At 70.7% G+C, this 15,034-nt stretch carries 16 protein-coding genes; 9 read left to right on the forward strand and 7 right to left on the reverse strand.

Annotation, left to right across the window (positions count from 1 at the left end; translation table 11 throughout):
- Positions 1 to 154: 154 nt before the first annotated feature.
- From ACFT9I_RS05185 to ACFT9I_RS05205, 5 genes are all read left to right on the forward strand, one after another.
- Positions 155 to 790, forward strand: a complete 636-nt coding sequence (locus tag ACFT9I_RS05185; protein WP_382560947.1) for a hypothetical protein — start codon at positions 155 to 157, stop codon at positions 788 to 790.
- Positions 791 to 795: 5 nt separating this feature from the next.
- Complete coding sequence (locus ACFT9I_RS05190) at positions 796 to 1,410, forward strand: hypothetical protein (protein WP_382560950.1); 615 nt, start codon at positions 796 to 798, stop codon at positions 1,408 to 1,410.
- Positions 1,411 to 1,441: 31 nt separating this feature from the next.
- Positions 1,442 to 1,606 carry a hypothetical protein gene (locus ACFT9I_RS05195; RefSeq protein ID WP_382560953.1) on the forward strand — a complete coding sequence of 55 codons (165 nt, stop codon included), beginning with the start codon at positions 1,442 to 1,444 and terminating at the stop codon, positions 1,604 to 1,606.
- A 101-nt stretch (positions 1,607 to 1,707) separates the two neighbouring features.
- The gene (locus ACFT9I_RS05200) at positions 1,708 to 2,874 is read left to right on the forward strand and encodes a YcaO-like family protein (RefSeq protein WP_382560956.1); all 1,167 of its coding nucleotides are present in this window, start codon (positions 1,708 to 1,710) and stop codon (positions 2,872 to 2,874) included.
- Positions 2,871 to 4,274: a TfuA-like protein gene (locus ACFT9I_RS05205; protein WP_382560959.1), complete on the forward strand. Its 1,404-nt coding sequence runs from the start codon at positions 2,871 to 2,873 to the stop codon at positions 4,272 to 4,274. Before ACFT9I_RS05200 ends, ACFT9I_RS05205 begins: the two co-directional genes overlap by 4 nt.
- Here ACFT9I_RS05205 and ACFT9I_RS05210 read toward each other — a convergent pair.
- Both ACFT9I_RS05210 and ACFT9I_RS05215 read right to left on the reverse strand, forming a co-directional pair.
- On the reverse strand, positions 4,193 to 5,521 hold the full coding sequence (locus ACFT9I_RS05210) for an MFS transporter (protein ID WP_382560962.1): 1,329 nt from the start codon (positions 5,519 to 5,521) through the stop codon (positions 4,193 to 4,195). The two genes, ACFT9I_RS05205 and ACFT9I_RS05210, sit on opposite strands and share 82 nt — an antisense overlap.
- Positions 5,522 to 5,665: 144 nt before the next feature.
- A complete protein-coding gene (locus ACFT9I_RS05215; protein ID WP_382560964.1) occupies positions 5,666 to 6,037 on the reverse strand; it encodes a hypothetical protein in 372 nt (123 codons plus the stop codon).
- 219 nt (positions 6,038 to 6,256) lie between these two features.
- Here ACFT9I_RS05215 and ACFT9I_RS05220 point away from each other — a divergent pair, with 219 nt between their 5' ends.
- Positions 6,257 to 7,111 (forward strand): helix-turn-helix domain-containing protein, encoded by an 855-nt coding sequence (locus ACFT9I_RS05220; protein WP_382560967.1) that lies wholly within the window; start codon positions 6,257 to 6,259, stop codon positions 7,109 to 7,111.
- A gap of 13 nt (positions 7,112 to 7,124) precedes the next feature.
- A complete protein-coding gene (locus ACFT9I_RS05225) occupies positions 7,125 to 7,340 on the forward strand; it encodes a DUF397 domain-containing protein (RefSeq protein WP_382560970.1) in 216 nt (71 codons plus the stop codon).
- Here the strand turns inward: ACFT9I_RS05225 and ACFT9I_RS05230 are convergent.
- Complete coding sequence (locus ACFT9I_RS05230) at positions 7,288 to 8,487, reverse strand: methyltransferase domain-containing protein (RefSeq protein WP_382560972.1); 1,200 nt, start codon at positions 8,485 to 8,487, stop codon at positions 7,288 to 7,290. The genes ACFT9I_RS05225 and ACFT9I_RS05230 overlap by 53 nt on opposite strands.
- Before the next feature lie 552 nt (positions 8,488 to 9,039).
- On the opposite strand from ACFT9I_RS05230, the gene ACFT9I_RS05235 reads away from it, so the two are divergent.
- Positions 9,040 to 10,020 (forward strand): helix-turn-helix transcriptional regulator, encoded by a 981-nt coding sequence (locus ACFT9I_RS05235; protein WP_382561236.1) that lies wholly within the window; start codon positions 9,040 to 9,042, stop codon positions 10,018 to 10,020.
- 26 nt (positions 10,021 to 10,046) lie between these two features.
- On the opposite strand, the gene ACFT9I_RS05240 is transcribed toward ACFT9I_RS05235, so the two are convergent.
- Positions 10,047 to 10,340 (reverse strand): hypothetical protein, encoded by a 294-nt coding sequence (locus ACFT9I_RS05240; RefSeq protein WP_382560976.1) that lies wholly within the window; start codon positions 10,338 to 10,340, stop codon positions 10,047 to 10,049.
- Positions 10,340 to 11,722, reverse strand: a complete 1,383-nt coding sequence (locus ACFT9I_RS05245; protein ID WP_382560978.1) for an amidohydrolase — start codon at positions 11,720 to 11,722, stop codon at positions 10,340 to 10,342. The genes ACFT9I_RS05240 and ACFT9I_RS05245 overlap by 1 nt, the downstream gene beginning before the upstream one ends.
- A gap of 184 nt (positions 11,723 to 11,906) precedes the next feature.
- Between ACFT9I_RS05245 and ACFT9I_RS05250 the strand changes: the two genes are divergently transcribed.
- Positions 11,907 to 12,083: a thiazolylpeptide-type bacteriocin gene (locus ACFT9I_RS05250; RefSeq protein WP_189109547.1), complete on the forward strand. Its 177-nt coding sequence runs from the start codon at positions 11,907 to 11,909 to the stop codon at positions 12,081 to 12,083.
- Positions 12,084 to 12,205: 122 nt separating this feature from the next.
- Here ACFT9I_RS05250 and ACFT9I_RS05255 read toward each other — a convergent pair whose 3' ends face one another.
- Both ACFT9I_RS05255 and ACFT9I_RS05260 read right to left on the reverse strand, forming a co-directional pair.
- Positions 12,206 to 14,200: a TOMM precursor leader peptide-binding protein gene (locus ACFT9I_RS05255; protein ID WP_382560981.1), complete on the reverse strand. Its 1,995-nt coding sequence runs from the start codon at positions 14,198 to 14,200 to the stop codon at positions 12,206 to 12,208.
- Entirely contained in the window at positions 14,197 to 14,952 is a 756-nt protein-coding gene (locus ACFT9I_RS05260) for an ABC transporter permease (RefSeq protein WP_382561237.1), read from the reverse strand. Before ACFT9I_RS05260 ends, ACFT9I_RS05255 begins: the two co-directional genes overlap by 4 nt.
- Positions 14,953 to 15,034: the final 82 nt, after the last annotated feature.

Below are 15,034 nucleotides of genomic sequence, written 5' to 3' on the forward strand. Positions count from 1 at the left end.
ACCCCTTCGTGGCCCCTCATTCCCTATGTGCCCCGGCAGTTCAATGGGTGAACGCCGCCGACTCCTCGGCTCACCGACGGCACGGTCCCGGCGGCGGGCCGAGATTCCAATCCGCACGGAGCCAGCCGGACAGACAGACCACCTGGAGGGGATCATGGACACCCGAGCACCCGTGGAACGGCTACCGGCTCGCGCCGCATGGGAGGAGACCGGGACAGCTCTTGTTCCCGGTGTCCTTGAGCCGGACCGCTTCAAGGCCCTGGTCGAGGAGGCGCACGGCAGGCTCGACCTGGTGGCGCCGCACGTCCACGAGCACACGGCAGCGCACCGTGACGGCAGCTTCGCCTCCCCGGTCCACTGCGGATTCATCCCACCCGGCCCGGTGCTGGAAGCGCTGGCCTACGACAAAACCCTGCTGATGGCCTTGCGTGAAGCCACCGGCATTTCCCGGCTGATCCCGCGCGGGGGAGCCGTCGTCCTTTACAAGGAAGGCGACTTCCAGGGCCTGCACACGGACTCGGTCAAGTCGACCGTGACCGTCGCCGTCGCGCTGACCGAGAACCTGCCCCCGATGGGCTGGGCCCCGCACCTGCTGGGCGCCTTCCCCGACCGCCTCGGAGAGGTCGTCACCGAGCACGGCATGTTCCCCGAGGGCAAGGGCTTCACCACCCTGCCCCACCCGTACGGCGACGGCAGCGTCCGAGCGTTCGCCGGATACCACGTGCCGCACTGGCGCCCGCCCATGAAGTCGATGGGCCTGCTGGTGACCATGTCGTTCATGGACCTGTGATGGGCATGACCCCGCGTCAGCTCTGGCTGACGGAAGGCAGGGCGGTCGTTCCCGAGGATGTGGTCGAAGCCAGCCTCTGGGAGGAGATCTCCGAGGAAGCCGGCCGGTGCGAGCCGCACGCGATCGTCCGCCACAACCGGCGGCCGGGACTGCTGGTGATGCGGGACGGCTCGATCACCTCCCCCCAGCGGTGCAGGGTCCACACCGGCGGAGGCGCCCTCAGCCGGCTGGCCATGTCCAAGGGCCTGGCGGAAGTGGCCGGCGAGGCGACCGGCCGCGCCCGCATGACCCCGATTCGCTTCGGCCTGAAGTTCTACGAGCCCGGCGACTACATGCACGTTCATCGCGACGACGGGAAGTGCGAGATCACCTTCTCGTGCGGCCTGACCCCCGGCCTCGTCTCGATGGGCTGGCTGCCCCACCTGCGGTGGCTGACCACCCGCCAGGTGGCCGTTCGCCTCGGCGACACCCCTTACCCCGACGGCGGCGAGACCTTCCCGGTCCGCCACCGCGTCCTCACCGGATTCGACGGAAGCCGAATCCCCCACTGGCGTACCCCGCTCGACTTCCAGTCGCGCGAGGTGCTGATCACCATCTGCTTCACCGACCTTTCGGTGTAGCAGCGTCCTTCCCGATCAAGGAGGAACGACCATGTCCCAGCAGATCCCGTACGCCACGACGCAGGCCGTGGACCCGGCCGACTTCGTGGCCGAGCTGCACGCCGAGGGCAACATGCCGCAGAACTCCGGCGGCGACCCGGCCGTGCCCGACTCCGCCTTCCCCGACATCCACACCTACCCGCTGCCGTCCGCCTGACCGGCGACGTAGGCGGTAACTGAACCCCGCCCGGTCGTCAGGCACCCAAGTCACCGAGGGTGCCCGACGACCGGGCTTCGGCATCTGCGAAGGGAAAGCCCATGCGCAAGGCGTATTTCGACGGCACACACCGGACCCGTCATCCCGATCAGACCTGGGAGGCGATCCGGCCGCTGTTGATGGCGTACGGCATCACCCGCGTCGCCGACGTGACCGGCCTGGACGACCTCGGTATCCCGGTGACGATGGCCGTACGGCCTCTCGCTCGCACCCTGTCCGTCGCCCAGGGCAAAGGCGCGACGATGGCCGCCGCCCGGGTCTCGGGGGCCATGGAAGCGATTGAGGCGTGGCACGGCGAGAGGGCCGTCCCGACCGCCGAAGTACGGTCTCCGGCAGACGACTTGGACCTGCCGTATCCGGTGGCCGCCCTGGAGAGCCATCCCGGCTCTCTGGTCACCGGCCGGACGGTCCTGGACTGGATCACCGCACGTTCGGCGCTCGACGGGGAACCCGTGCTCGTGCCGACGGCGTGCATCCAGTTGGGCCGTGAAGTCCACGACGAGTGGCGGCTCCACCTGCCCAGCGCGTCCACGAACGGCCTCGCCTCCGGCAACACCCGTGCCGAGGCCGTCGCCCACGCTCTGGCAGAGCTGATCGAGCGCGACACAATCAGCGCTCTCGCCGATGGACGGTGCTGCGGCCGGCTCGTCGACCCTGACAGCGTCGAGGACGAGCACTGTGCGGCGCTGATCGGCCGAGTGCGGGCGGCCGGGGGCTGGTTGGAGCTGTGGTACCTGCCGAACCTGTTCGGGGTGCCCGTCATGAGCTGCTACCTGTGGCGCGAGGACCAGCGGGCCCTGCTGGTCTCCGGCTCAGGCGCCCACTTGGACCCCCATGTCGCGCTGTCCCGGGCGATCACGGAGGCGGCTCAGTCCCGACTCACCCAGATCACCGGCAGCCGGGAGGACATCCACCCGGCCGCGTACCGGCCCGCCGTACACCGTCACCCCGGGCCCGCCGGGGGCCCCGGCGCCAAGTGGGCGGAGGTCGTCGCCAAGCACACCACCGGGTTCGCCACGGACGGCGGCGAAGCCGAGTACCTGGCCGCCCGCATCAAGGCCGTCACCGGTCGTTCCCCGCTCGTAGCGGATCTTTCCCACGGACCGCACCAGCGGCGCGAGTTCGCCGTCGTCAAGGTGCTGGCCCCGACCCTGCGCTACGACGCCCGGCACGTCATCCCCCGACCGGCCCAGGAGGCAGCCGCATGACCATTCACGTCTTCTCCGGCCCCACCGTGACCGCCGCACGCGTCCGTGAAGTCGTCCCCGGCGCAGTGACGCACCCACCGGTCCGCCACGGCGACCTGATGCGGCTCGGTTCCGGCCCCGGCGACACCGTGCTGATCATTGATGGACTCTGGCACCAGAGTGCCCCGGTGCGGCACAAGGAGATCCTGGCGCTGCTGGCCGAAGGCGTCGCCGTGGTCGGCGCCGCCAGCATGGGAGCGCTGCGGGCCGCCGAGCTCGCCCCGTACGGGATGGTCGGCGTCGGCCGGATCTTCGAGGACTTCCGCAGCGGCGCCCTGGACGCGGACGACGAAGTCGCCGTACTCCACACCGACGACGGCCGCCCGCTGTCCGAAGCCCTCGTGAACCTGCGGGCCGCCCTTACCCGGGCCGCCGCCGACGGGCAGTTGGAGGACATCGAAGCGGTCCGGCTCGCCGACCTGGCCCGCTCCCTCCCCTACACCTCGCGATCGTGGACCGCGCTGGGCCGCCTCGCGGCCGGGGAAGGGCTGGGGCCCGCGTTCAACCGGGCGGATGCCTGGCGACGCACCCATCCCTACGACGCCAAGAGGGAGGACGCCGAAGAGGCTCTTGCCCTGGTTGCCGCGGGCCTGTCCCCGGCCCTCGGCACCGGGGCGTGGGCGGGTGAGCCGTGGCGGACCAGTTTCGTCCGGTACTGGCAGGCGGCCTTCCGGCCTGGTGCTGTGGCGTGCGGGCAGCCCGTGGGCTTCCTCGCCATCCTGCACCATCAGCAGTTGTACGACCCGGAGTTCCCGGGCCGGTGGCGGGCGCGGGTCCTGGCCGCCATCGCGCATGAGACGGGCGACGACGTGTGCCGCCCGGTGCGATCCGAGGCGGTCGAGCGGTGCGCCCTGCGGTGCGCCGCCGCAGCGGGTGAGGAGGTGGGCAGCATGTCCGGCGACCAGCTCGCCCACTGGCTCACCGTGGATGAGGTGAGCCAACTCCCGCCCGAGGAAGCACTGGCGCGGGTCGTCGTCCGGTCCGCCCGCCTGGACGGAGCTTGGACGGTGTGGCCCGCCACGATGACCGAAGCGGGCGACCTGCTCGGTTCTGTTCCCCTGGCGGCCGAGGCCGTGGTCGCCGCGTTCGCTCTCAACACTGAGACCGAGGCGGCCGACCCCCGCCACACCACGGCCCACCTGAGGGCAGACCGCATCGCCGCTCACCTCGCCCAGCGCTGGGAGCTTCCCGAGGGATGCGGCCGGGCCGTGCTCGACGCGGCGGCCCGGGACCGGGCGTTCCGCGACTTCACCGGCGCCGTCGAGGTGGCCCGAGCGTTCTACCTCTCCGCCCGTGCCGCGGTCACGGCCCCGTCGGCATCCTTGGTCGTTTCCGGTGCGAGGCAGAGTCCCCGGACCTGAGCAATGGCCAGCGGTACGACGGCGGCGGCCGTGATGATCAGGGCGCCCGTCGCCAGGGTCGTGCGGAGTCCGAACAGGTGGGAGGCGGGGCCGGCGAGGAGATAGCCGAAGGGCACGGGCAGGAGCTGTCCGAGCGTCGAGTAGGACAGGGTCCGGCCCAGCCGGTCCGCCGGAATCCTCTCCTGTACCAGCGAAGCCCACACGGTCATGCTGACCGCCAACCCCGTGCCCGCCACCCCCGTGGCGGCCACAAGTACGGGCAGCGGCACGGCCGCGGCCATCGCCGCCAAGGGCACCGCCATCGAGCCGGTACCCGCACAGACGACGAGTCCGACCTGGCGCGGCTTCCACATCAGAGCGAGCGCCGCCCCGGCCACCAGCCCGGCGGTGAAGCCGGACACCACCAGACCCCACGGGCCTGCTCCGCCGAGCACTCGCTGTCCGTACACCGGGCCGAGAAGCTGGTAGCCGACCAGCCACACAGGAACGATCACGGCGGCCTGGCAGACCATCACCCACAGCCAGCGGCGGGAGCGGAAGTCATCCCAACCCTCGCGCAGATCGGCGGTGAACCCCGTACGCACTTTCACGGTCTTGGCCTTGAGACTGATCCGGGAGAAGAGGAGGGCCGAGGCGGCGAACGTCAGCGCGTCCCATCCGAGGGCCCAGCCAGGACCGACCACGGCGACCAGGACACCACCCAGGGCGGGCCCGGCGACCTTCACCGTGTTCTGGCCGATCTTCAGCAGTGCGTTGGCCGCGTGCCGAAGTTCGGCCGGGACGACCTCCACGACGATGCCCCCGGCCGCCGGGGTGAAGAAGGCTCCCGCCGCCCCGCAGACGGCCGACATCACCACCAAGTGCCAGATCCGGGCCGTGCCCGAAACCAGCAACAGCACCGCCGCCGCCTCCGCGACCGCACAGACGATGTTGGACCACACCATGACCCGAGCCCGGGGCAGCCGGTCTGCGACGACCCCGCCGACGAGGAGCAGCAGGATCTGCGGTACGACGCTCGCCGCGAGGACCGCGCCCAGCGCGCCGGGTCCGCCGCCGATCTTCAGGACCGCGTAGGCCAGGCCGATGGGCGCCACGGCCGAGCCGGTCCAGGAGAGCAGGCGGGCGGTGAAGTGCAGCCGATACGGCCTGATGGCGAGTGGAGCACCTGCCTCCCGGATCCGGACCGCCCAGCTGATACGTGGGACGGGCCCCGCTGAATTCCGGTCGTGCAGCCGCGCCTTACGCAAAATCCAACTCCGCCCGGAGGACACGAAATCCCGGCAGCGAGACGCCGCCGGGAAGGCCGTCCCGACTTTAGAGCAACCCGAAGATCGTGTGTCGCAGACGCACCAGCAGGCACCCTGCGGCCGAGGTCCGGGGACGTACGGCGATCACGCCGCCCGGGACCGGGCGAGCATGTCCGCGTCCGCGTCCGCGTCCGCGTCCGCGTCCGCGTCGGGCGCCGGGTCGGCGAGCCAGACGAGGCGGGCGGACAGGTTCTCGGCCCGGCCGAAGTAGCGGACGATGTTTTCGGCGGCGGTGAGTTGCCAACGCCGTTGTCCCTCCGCCGCGATGACCTCGGCGGCGCCGTCCGCGTACGCGAGGCCCCAGGCGACGACGAAGGCGTCGGCGTCCTCCGCGTCCGGGCGGTACTCCTCCACGACCGCGAAGAGGCGTGGTGCGGTTTCACGTACGAGTTCGTACACCTCCCGAGCGAAGTTGAACGGCTCCGGGGCAGGGCTCTGCGGCGATACGGTCGTCATGGTTTTCCCCTGTCGGCGAGAGGGTGACGCCAGCCCGGCTGATGCGGTTGGGCATGGCGAGTAAGGCGCCGTGAGGCGCGGCCAGTTGAAGTGGCCTGAGTCACACGCTAGCGGCCGAGGTAGTATTCAGTCCAGTATCCGAGAGGGTATAAGCGCTCTCACTCACTCGTACGAGTACTCGCACACTTGAGTGGTACGAACCAGAAGAGGACGGCAACGATGCCCCCGAGCAAACTCCCGCCAACGATCCGGCAGCGGCGTCTGGGCGCCGAACTCCGGCGACTGCGCGAACTCGCGGAGTTGTCCGCCACGGAGGCCGGGCGGCTGCACGGCTCAACTCAGTCGCGGATCAGCAACATCGAATCCGGCGGCTATCCGGTGAGCGCCGACCGCGTGCGGACGCTGGCGCGGCTGTACGGCTGCACGGATCAGCCCCTCATCGACGCGCTCGCGGGCATGACCGGCGGACGGACGCGTGGGTGGTGGGACGAGTACCGCGAGATCCTTTCCTCGGACTCCTTGGACCTCGCGGAACTGGAGCATCACGCGGTGGCCATGCGCATCGCCTGTGCGATTCATCTGCCCGGACTTCTGCAGACCGTGGATCATGCCCGCGCCCTCTTCAAGGACGTCGTACCAACCTTCGATCCGCCGGAGATTGAGCACCTGCTCTCGTTCCGGATCAAGAGGCAGACCGTGATCTACGGAGAGCGGTCGACGCCCTTGTCCACGGTGATCCATGAGGCCGCCCTGCGCATGGGTTTCGGCGGCCCGAAAGTGGCACGAGCTCAACTGGAGCACCTGGTGGACATGAGCGAACGGGAGCACATCACTGTCCGCGTCGTCCCGTTCGGCACCGGCAGCTACCCAAGCTCCGGGTCCGGCATCATTTATCTCGGGGACGCGGTGTCTCGGCTCGACTCTGTACAACTGGACGCTGATACGTCCTCGGACTACGTGACCGCGCAGCCTCAACTGGCCAGATACCGGGCGGTGTTGGACCGGTTGGAGACGACCGCCCTCACGCCGGCGGAGTCCCGGGACCTGATTCACAACATCGCGCAGAGCATGTGATGAGGTAGAGAGCATGTCCACCTACGACTGGCAGAAGTCCTCCTACAGCGGAACCGCCGGCAATTGCGTCAACATCGCGACAGCAGATGACGGCACCATCAAGCTCCGCGAAAGCGACGACCCCGACACCGTCGTCACCACCACCCCCGAAAAGCTCCGCGCCTTCATCCTCGGCGTCAAAGCGGGCGAGTTCGACCACTTCGCCGCGCCGGCGTCACCCCGCGACTGAACGGCTGCGGGAGCAGCCCGTCGGGGGTGTCGAGCCACGGCTGTTGCGTACCGTCGCGGGTGACCGTCAGTCCGTAACGGTAGAGGTCGGGGCGGCCGGCCCCCGTCCAGTGGTCGTGGGCCCGGTCGAGTTCGTCCAGCAGGTCGCGAGGTCCCCATTGCCGGGCCGTGTCGCCGGCCACGTACGCCCATGACGTAGGGGTGGACAGCCACCACGCGAATTCGTCGCCGGAGTCCGCGTCCTGGCGATCGACGTGTACGCCCGGGAGCATCAGGCCCACCGCGAATCGGGCGTGGTAGTCGTCGTCCAGCCAGCGTGGGGCGGACCGGACCGAGCGCGTGCGGCTGTCCTCCCATGCGTCGCGGGTGTAGACCTCGCGCAGCGGCGAGTAGTCGTCACGGCGCTGGCCTCGCAGGTCCATGAAGGCCATCGGGTGGCCGAAGTGGCCCTCGGCCCGACCGTCTTCGGTGACGCGCAGTACCGCCATGCCGGACGTCGCCAGGGTGGTGCGCCACGGAGTCACGATCAGCCCGCCCGGCCGCACCTGTTGGACCCACGCAGCTGGCACGCGGTGCGACGACACGGTCGAGATCAACCTGTCGTACGGCCCTCCGGTCGAGTGCCCGGCCTCGCCGTCCGCGACGATGACAGTGGGCCGGTATCCGGTCGCGTGCAGCGCTCTTCGCGCGCTCTCCGCCACGACGGGGTCGATCTCGACGCTGACCACGTTCCGCGCCCCGACCCGCTCGCACAGCAACGCCGCGTTGTAGCCCGTACCGGTGCCGATCTCCACCACCCGGTGACCGGACTCCAGGTCGGCTGCCGCGAGCATCGTGAACACCGCGTTCGGCGCGCTGATCGAACTGGTGGGCAGGGCACCGCCGTCGGGGCCGGGACGCCCGTCGTCGACCTGCGTCACCACCGACCGGGTCGCATCGCCTACGAGTCGGGCCCAGCCGACCGGGTCAACGGTCCGGTCGAGCGGCCGGTAGGCGTCCGCCGACCACACCCACACCCGGTCGGGCACGAACGCGTGCCGCGGGACTTTGAGGAACAGGTCACGCATCCAGGGCTGTTGGAAACCCCCGGCGGCGTCCAGTTCATCGGCGGTGCGGACGCTCAGCACGTCAAGATCGGGGCCGGTCATTTGCGGTGCGTGCCGCCTCCGGGCTTGGAGACATCCGGGTGCTGGCCGTCAGAATCACGAGGCGACGGCGGTGGGGACGGCGGTGACGGTGGCGGTGGCGATCCATGGTTTCCCATCCGGATTTCCCTTCACATGCCAAGCGGGCCTGTTGTGTGACATCGCGTGATGTCGCCATCAACCACGTTACCGAGCACGTACATTCGGTCACAACGGCGCGATGGAGCACACCGCAGGTGAACGAGTTCCGTCGTACGCGCCTCCCGCCGCGTAGGTGGGGATGTCCACGGGGAGACTGACGTGAGTCCGCCGAGCCGTTTCGCAACCCGGCGCGCCGGGCGGACAGCGGTCAGTCACGACATCCACGGTTCACTCATATCCAGGCCATAGTTCCTCGCAAGATCAGATACAGAGTCATGGCATTGCCTTTACTCTCTCCAGGGTCCCCTCCGAGCCGCGTCGCGAGCCCGGCGGACCGTACCGGCACCGACAACCCACCCCTTCCTCGGCGTGAACTGACCAAGTAGCGGAGGTCAAGTCTTGGGCGACAACGAGATGTCCGTCTTCGGCGTCTCTCCGACCGAGGAAGAGATCTACCGGCACTTTCTCCGCAATCCGGACACGTCGGCGGACGACATCCACCTGCTGGTGCACACCGAACAGGACGACGCCAAGCTCAGCCTGGACCGGCTGCGGAAGCTGGGTCTGCTCCACCCCGACAGCAGTCACGACCGTGTCTCCCCCGCCGACCCCGGCGTGGCCATCGGCCGGCTGACCGACGCGCGGCTCAACGCGCTCCACGAGGAGCTGCGCCGGGTCATGCAGGCCCGTGACCTCGTCGACGGTCTGCGCGCCGAGCAGGGCTCGCGGCTGCCCCCGGTGCAGGGCATCGAGCAGTTGGAGGGTCTGACGGAGATACGGAACCGGATCGACGACCTCGCGTTCTTCGCGCGCGACGAGATCCTGTCCGTGGAGCCGTACACGAAGCTCTCGGCCGAGAACATCGAACGGTCCCGTCCGCTGGACCTGCGATGTCTGCGGCGCGGGGTGCGCATCCGCAATGTGGTGCTCGCCGCCGCGCTGGACGACCTGCCGACCCGTGACTATCTGCGCGAGCTGGTCAAGCGCGGTGCGCAGATCCGGGTCGCGGAGAACATCACGGAGCGGATCCTGGTGTACGACGGCCGTACGGCCCTGGTGCCGGTGGACCCGCAGAACACCGCACGCGGGGCGCTGCTGGCCCACAAGAGCGGGCTCGTCGCCAACATCATCGCCCTGTTCGAGAAGATCTGGACGCAGGCGGACGACCTGCACACCGTCACGAAGGAGACCGCCGACGCGGTGGGCGGGCTCAGCGAGATCGAGCAGCAGGTGCTGATCTCGATGTGCACGGTGGGCAAGGACGAGGCGGGCGCCCGGGACCTGGGCATCTCGGTCCGTACGTACCGAAGACACGTGGCCGACCTGCTTCAGGCGCTCGGCGCCGCGAGCCGCGCGCAGGGTGCGCTGCTGGCCCGCGAACGGGGCTGGATCTGACGGCAGTCGGGGAGGGAGGCGGCGGGTCAGCGCTGCTCCGTCCAGCCCCACAGTGCCGCGTCAGCCAGGACCGCCCGGACCGCGCGGCGGATGTCGGTGTCGGTCGTCGCGACGTCCCGCGCGATCCACAGCCGCACCCGGTCGCCCGCGACCTCGGCGACCTCCGGGACACATCTCAAGTGCCGTGGCAGCAGCCCCAGCAGGCGGATGACCGTCGTCTCGGCGGACGGGGCAGCGCTGTCCTCGCGGACCGTCACCACCTCCACATATCCGGGGGCGTTCCCGATGTCCGCGCACCCGTGCCACTGGGCCGTCATCATCAACCTGTCTCCTTGAACAGCTGCCCGGCGGCCGTCGCCATGGCCGCGATACCCGCCGGCAGAGCGGTCCGTACGTCGGGGGCGAACTCCGCCGAGTGGTTCGGCGGCACCGGCCGGCCGGCCGAGCGCGCGGCGCGCCACTGACTCGGAGACACCGTACCGACCATCCAGTATGCCGTCCGCACACCGTCGACGGCGAAGCGCGGGAAGTCCTCGGTGGCCATCGAGCCCGGCCAGTCCGCCACCCGGTGCGGGCCGAACTCCCGCTCGTGGACGGCCCGTACGGCCGCCGTGGCCGCCGGGTCGGACAGCAGGGCCGGGGAGCGGGAGACGAGCGTGACGTCGGGGTCCCGGGGGCAGCCCGAGGCGGCGCACTCGGCCCGTACGATGCGCTCCGCCGCCGCCACGGCCCGCTCCAGGGCCTGGTCGGTCGCCGCGCGGACGGTGATGCTCAGCTCGGCGTCGTCCGGGATGACGTTGCCGAGCCGGCCCGCGCGCAGGGAGCCGACGGTCAGGACGACCTGGTCGGACGGCGCCGTCTCGCGGGAGACGACCGTCTGGAGGCGCATGACCGTCGCGGCGGCGGTGACGACGGGGTCGACGGTGAGCTGCGGGGTGCCGGCGTGCCCGCCGTAGCCGTGGATCACGACGTCCAGCGCGGCGCTCGCCGCCATCATCGGGCCCCGGCCGTGCGCGAGTGACCCGGCCGGCAGGGGCGCGGTGTGCTGGGCGAGGACGACGTCGGGGGTGCCGAACCGCTCGTAGAGACCGTCGGCGAGCAGCGCGGCCGCCCCTTCCAGGGTCTCCTCGGCAGGCTGGCCGACGACCAGGAGGGTGCCGCTCCAGGTGTCCGCCGATCGCGCGAGCAGGGCGAACGCGCCTGCGGCGGCGGCGAGATGGAGGTCGTGGCCGCAGGCGTGCATGGTGCCGGGGACGGTGCTCGCGTACGCCAGGCCGGTGCGTTCGTCGATGGGCAGGGCGTCGAGTTCGGCGCGCAGCATGAGGGTGGGGCCCGTGCCGTTGCGCAGGACGCCGACGACGCCGTGGCCTCCGACGCCACGGGTGACGGTGGCGCCGTCGCCCTCCAGTCGGGCGGCGAAGCGCTCGGCGGTCCGGGCCTCGGCGCCGGACAGCTCCGGGTGGGCGTGCAGTTCGAGATAGAGCCCGAGGGCGTCCCGCAGGGTCTCGCGCGGTACGGCGGCGGGGCCGAGCGGTGCCGGACCAGGTCGGGGTACGGCTTCCGCTTCGGGCGTGGTTTCCGCATCGCGCGCGGCGTCCGGCCGGGGTACGACTTCCGGTTCGGGCGCGGCTTCAGGTCCGGCTCGGAGTGATTCCCCGTTCAGCGCCTCGATCATGCGCCGCTCACCTCCTTGCTTGAGCATTCCTTGAGGTTCGAGGGTGCGGCAGGGCACGCGCACCTGACACACGTTCCGCTGACACCACCTGTCAGCGGTGTGACAGCGAAAGCCGGGCCGAACTGACAGCGGGCACCGGTGGAATGGGGCCATCGCAAGGGAGCGCCGCCGGACAAGCCGGTGAAGCCCCGGTGACCGAAGGAGAACCCCCATGGCCCCGAAGACCGGACTCGCCACCCTCGCCGACGAGATCCTGGAGCTCGAGTCGGAGACCTTCGAGATCTCGGACTACTCGGACGCGGTCGAGGTCGTCCTCGCCGGTTCCACGTCGTCCTCCTCGACCTCCACCTGCTCCAGCACCACCAGCACCACCTCCTGCTCCGCCTGATCCGGCTTCGCAGCGGGCAACCGGCCCCTTCCTCCGTGGGAACCACCCACCGGGAGAGGGGCCGGCTGCCGTCGTGCCCGGCGCGCGCGAAGTGCCCGGCACGCGCGAGGTGTCGCGAGGTGTTACGGGAACGGATGCGGAACCGCCTTGACCGCGGACTCCGGCAGATCGTCCGTACGCCGCCCGGCCGCCCGCAGCGCCGTCCGCAGTCTCGGCATCAGCAGGGCCCGCTGACGCGTCCACCCGAAGTCCAGCGGCAGCAGACCGGGCACGGTCGTACTCACCGTGTACAGGCCCATCCGCCGCTGCTCCGGCGTCGTCTGGTCGACGGCGATCACGTCGTACCCCGCGCCCGCCAACTCGTCGCGCAGCAGCCGCAGATCGTCCAGCAGGTCGCCGGTGCGGGGCCGCAGCGGTGCCCAGTCGGCGTACGTCTCGTCGAGCGAGCGCAAGGCCGTCGGCTCCAGATACTCGCGCGCGTGGTGCGTCATCTCCGGCAGGCCGTACAACTGCGCGTGGTCCTTGAGGTGCAGGACCTTGCGGTAGTCGCCCGCCATCTCGCGCAGCTCGCCCGCGCGTTCGGCGACCTGGTAGGGCAAGTGCGGTATGTAGGTGAGGACTTCGGAGAGGGCGGCGTCGACCGTGCCCTCCGGGTCGAAGCCGGCGGCGGCGCTGAAGGAGAGCGTGCCGAGACCGCCGTCACGCCGGACCGCGAGGGCCGTGACGACGGGCACCGCGAGATCCATCCGGGTGTCGAAGGCGTGCACGTCGTAGCCGTGCAGCGCGGCCCGGTCGAGCATCGTGCGGATCGCGCCGCCCCGGCACGAGCCGAGGTCGATCTCGGTGAGCTTGGCGCGGCCGTACCAGGCCAGCAGGAACGCGTCGCGTTCGATCAGCTCCAGCAGGCCGAAGAGGATCGCCTCCTCCAGACTCCCGCCGGTGGCACAGCCGTTGGAGCACTCGAAGACGAAGTTGTCGGCGTCGACGCCCGCGCTGTAGTGCGCCAGGCGCGCGGGAATCAGGATCGGGCGCTCGTCGCGCAGCGAGTGGCCCCACACCCAGGGGATCGGCCGGTCGGGGTCGAACGGGCTGACCAGATGGTCCTTCTCGTACGTCGCGTCCGCGTAGAAGCCGCAGTCCGCCGGGTTCAGCGCGTCGGCCGCGAGGTTGTTGTACGAGTCGACGACCGGGGTCGTACCACGGCGGCGGTGGGTGCCCGCGTACCGCTCAAGTCCCTCCAGGAACGCCAGAGTCCGGCTGGTGGAGTAGCTGTTGGCCTGGCCGCTCCAGGTGACGTCGTTGAGGCCGGCGTAACCGCGTACGAAGTGGGTGCCCGCGACGGGGGCCGTCGTCGTGGACGCCGGGTTGATCCAGGTGTCCGAACCGAGCGCGCCGCACACGGGGTTGGCGAGCGCGGCGGTCGGCAACGGGTACGCGCCCAGTGAACGCAAGCGGTAACCGTCGGGGTCCGGCTTGGGCCGGGCCGTCAGGCGCATGCGGGCGGCGTCGGCGGTGTCGGGGCGCAGGGGGACGCAGGACGGGCAGAGCGGTTCGGGCAGCAGCGGGAAGGTCGCGACGGCGAGGGTGCCGAGGTCGACGCGGGTGACCTGCGGCAGCTCGCGGTCGGCGGCGGTGGCTGCGGGCGGGGTGAACTCCCCCGTACGGACGGCGAGATACGCCGCCCAGACCGCGTCCACCGCGTAGTCGGTGAGCAGCGGCCAGTCGGCGGCGCCGTGCGGTTCGTGGCCCAGCTCCAGCGCCTCGCGCTCGGAGCGGCTGCGCAGCCGCTGCCAGCGCATGGCGAGGCACTGGCCGCAGGCGGAGTGGGCAGCGGTGTCGGTGGCGGTGCCCGTCGTGCCGCCCCAGGGGCCGACGAGGGCGGCGCGCGAGGTGAGCTGGACGTTGGCCCGGGGACGTACGGCGGCGTACGGGTCGGGGTGCCCGAAGCCGAGGACGTCGGCGCCGCCGAGGGGCACCACGAGCGGGGCGGGCAGGCTCGCCGCGCCGTGGGCCGTGTGCCGTACGGTCAGGGCCTGTTGGAGGTGGGCGCGACCGCGCTCCAGGGGGGTGCCGTCGGCGAGGACCACAGCCGCCCCCGCGACTGTCCCTGTCGTCATGACTGGTCGCTCCAGCGGAAGGTCTTCAGCGCGACCGCGCCGAAGACGACGGCGAAGGCGGTGATACCGCCGCAGGCCACCAGGATGTCGCCGCCGCCTCCGTCACCGGTGATGGCGGCGGAGATGCCGTCGTTGAAGTAGCGCAGCGGCAGCACCAGCGACACGTTCTGCATCCACCCCGGCATGGCGTCGAGGGGGAAGAACGACCCGGACAGGAACGCCATCGGCACCATCAGGCAGTTGGCGACGGCGGCGACCGCCTCCGGCGTCCTCGCGAACGAGCCGACGATCACACCGACCGCGAGGAACGCGGTGATGCCGAGGAACAGCACCGGCAGCGCGAGCGGCCAGCTCCCCGCCGGTTCGAGGCCGAAGAACGGCAGCATGGCGACGAGCACGAACATCGCCGCCTGCACGGTGCCGATGGCGAGTGCCAGGACGTAGCGCGAGCCGAGGATCGTGGGCAGCGGGGTCGGTGTCATCCGGATCAGCCGCAGGATGTCGTCGCGGCGCCACTGCATGATGACGAACCCGACGCCGAAGACGGCGGCGTTGGCGACGCCCCATGACAGCACACCGGGGGCGATGTAGTTGATGTACGGGCGGCCGCTCTCCTCGACGGTCATGCCGTGGAAGATCAGGCCGAAGACGACCAGGAAGAGGAGCGGGAAGGCGAAGGTGAAGAAGAGGGTCGTCCTGTCACGCGTGTACGCCTGGTAACCGGCCCTGCTCAGCGCGGAGTAGGCGCTCATGGCGCGCGGGCGCGTCGTGGTCGTGGTCGTGGTCGTACCGGAACCGGGCGGGGTGCTCGTGGTGCTCATCGTGTCGGTGCTC

The sequence above is a fragment of the Streptomyces sp. NPDC057137 genome, from assembly GCF_042670825.1.
In the GTDB taxonomy this organism is placed as follows: domain Bacteria; phylum Actinomycetota; class Actinomycetes; order Streptomycetales; family Streptomycetaceae; genus Streptomyces.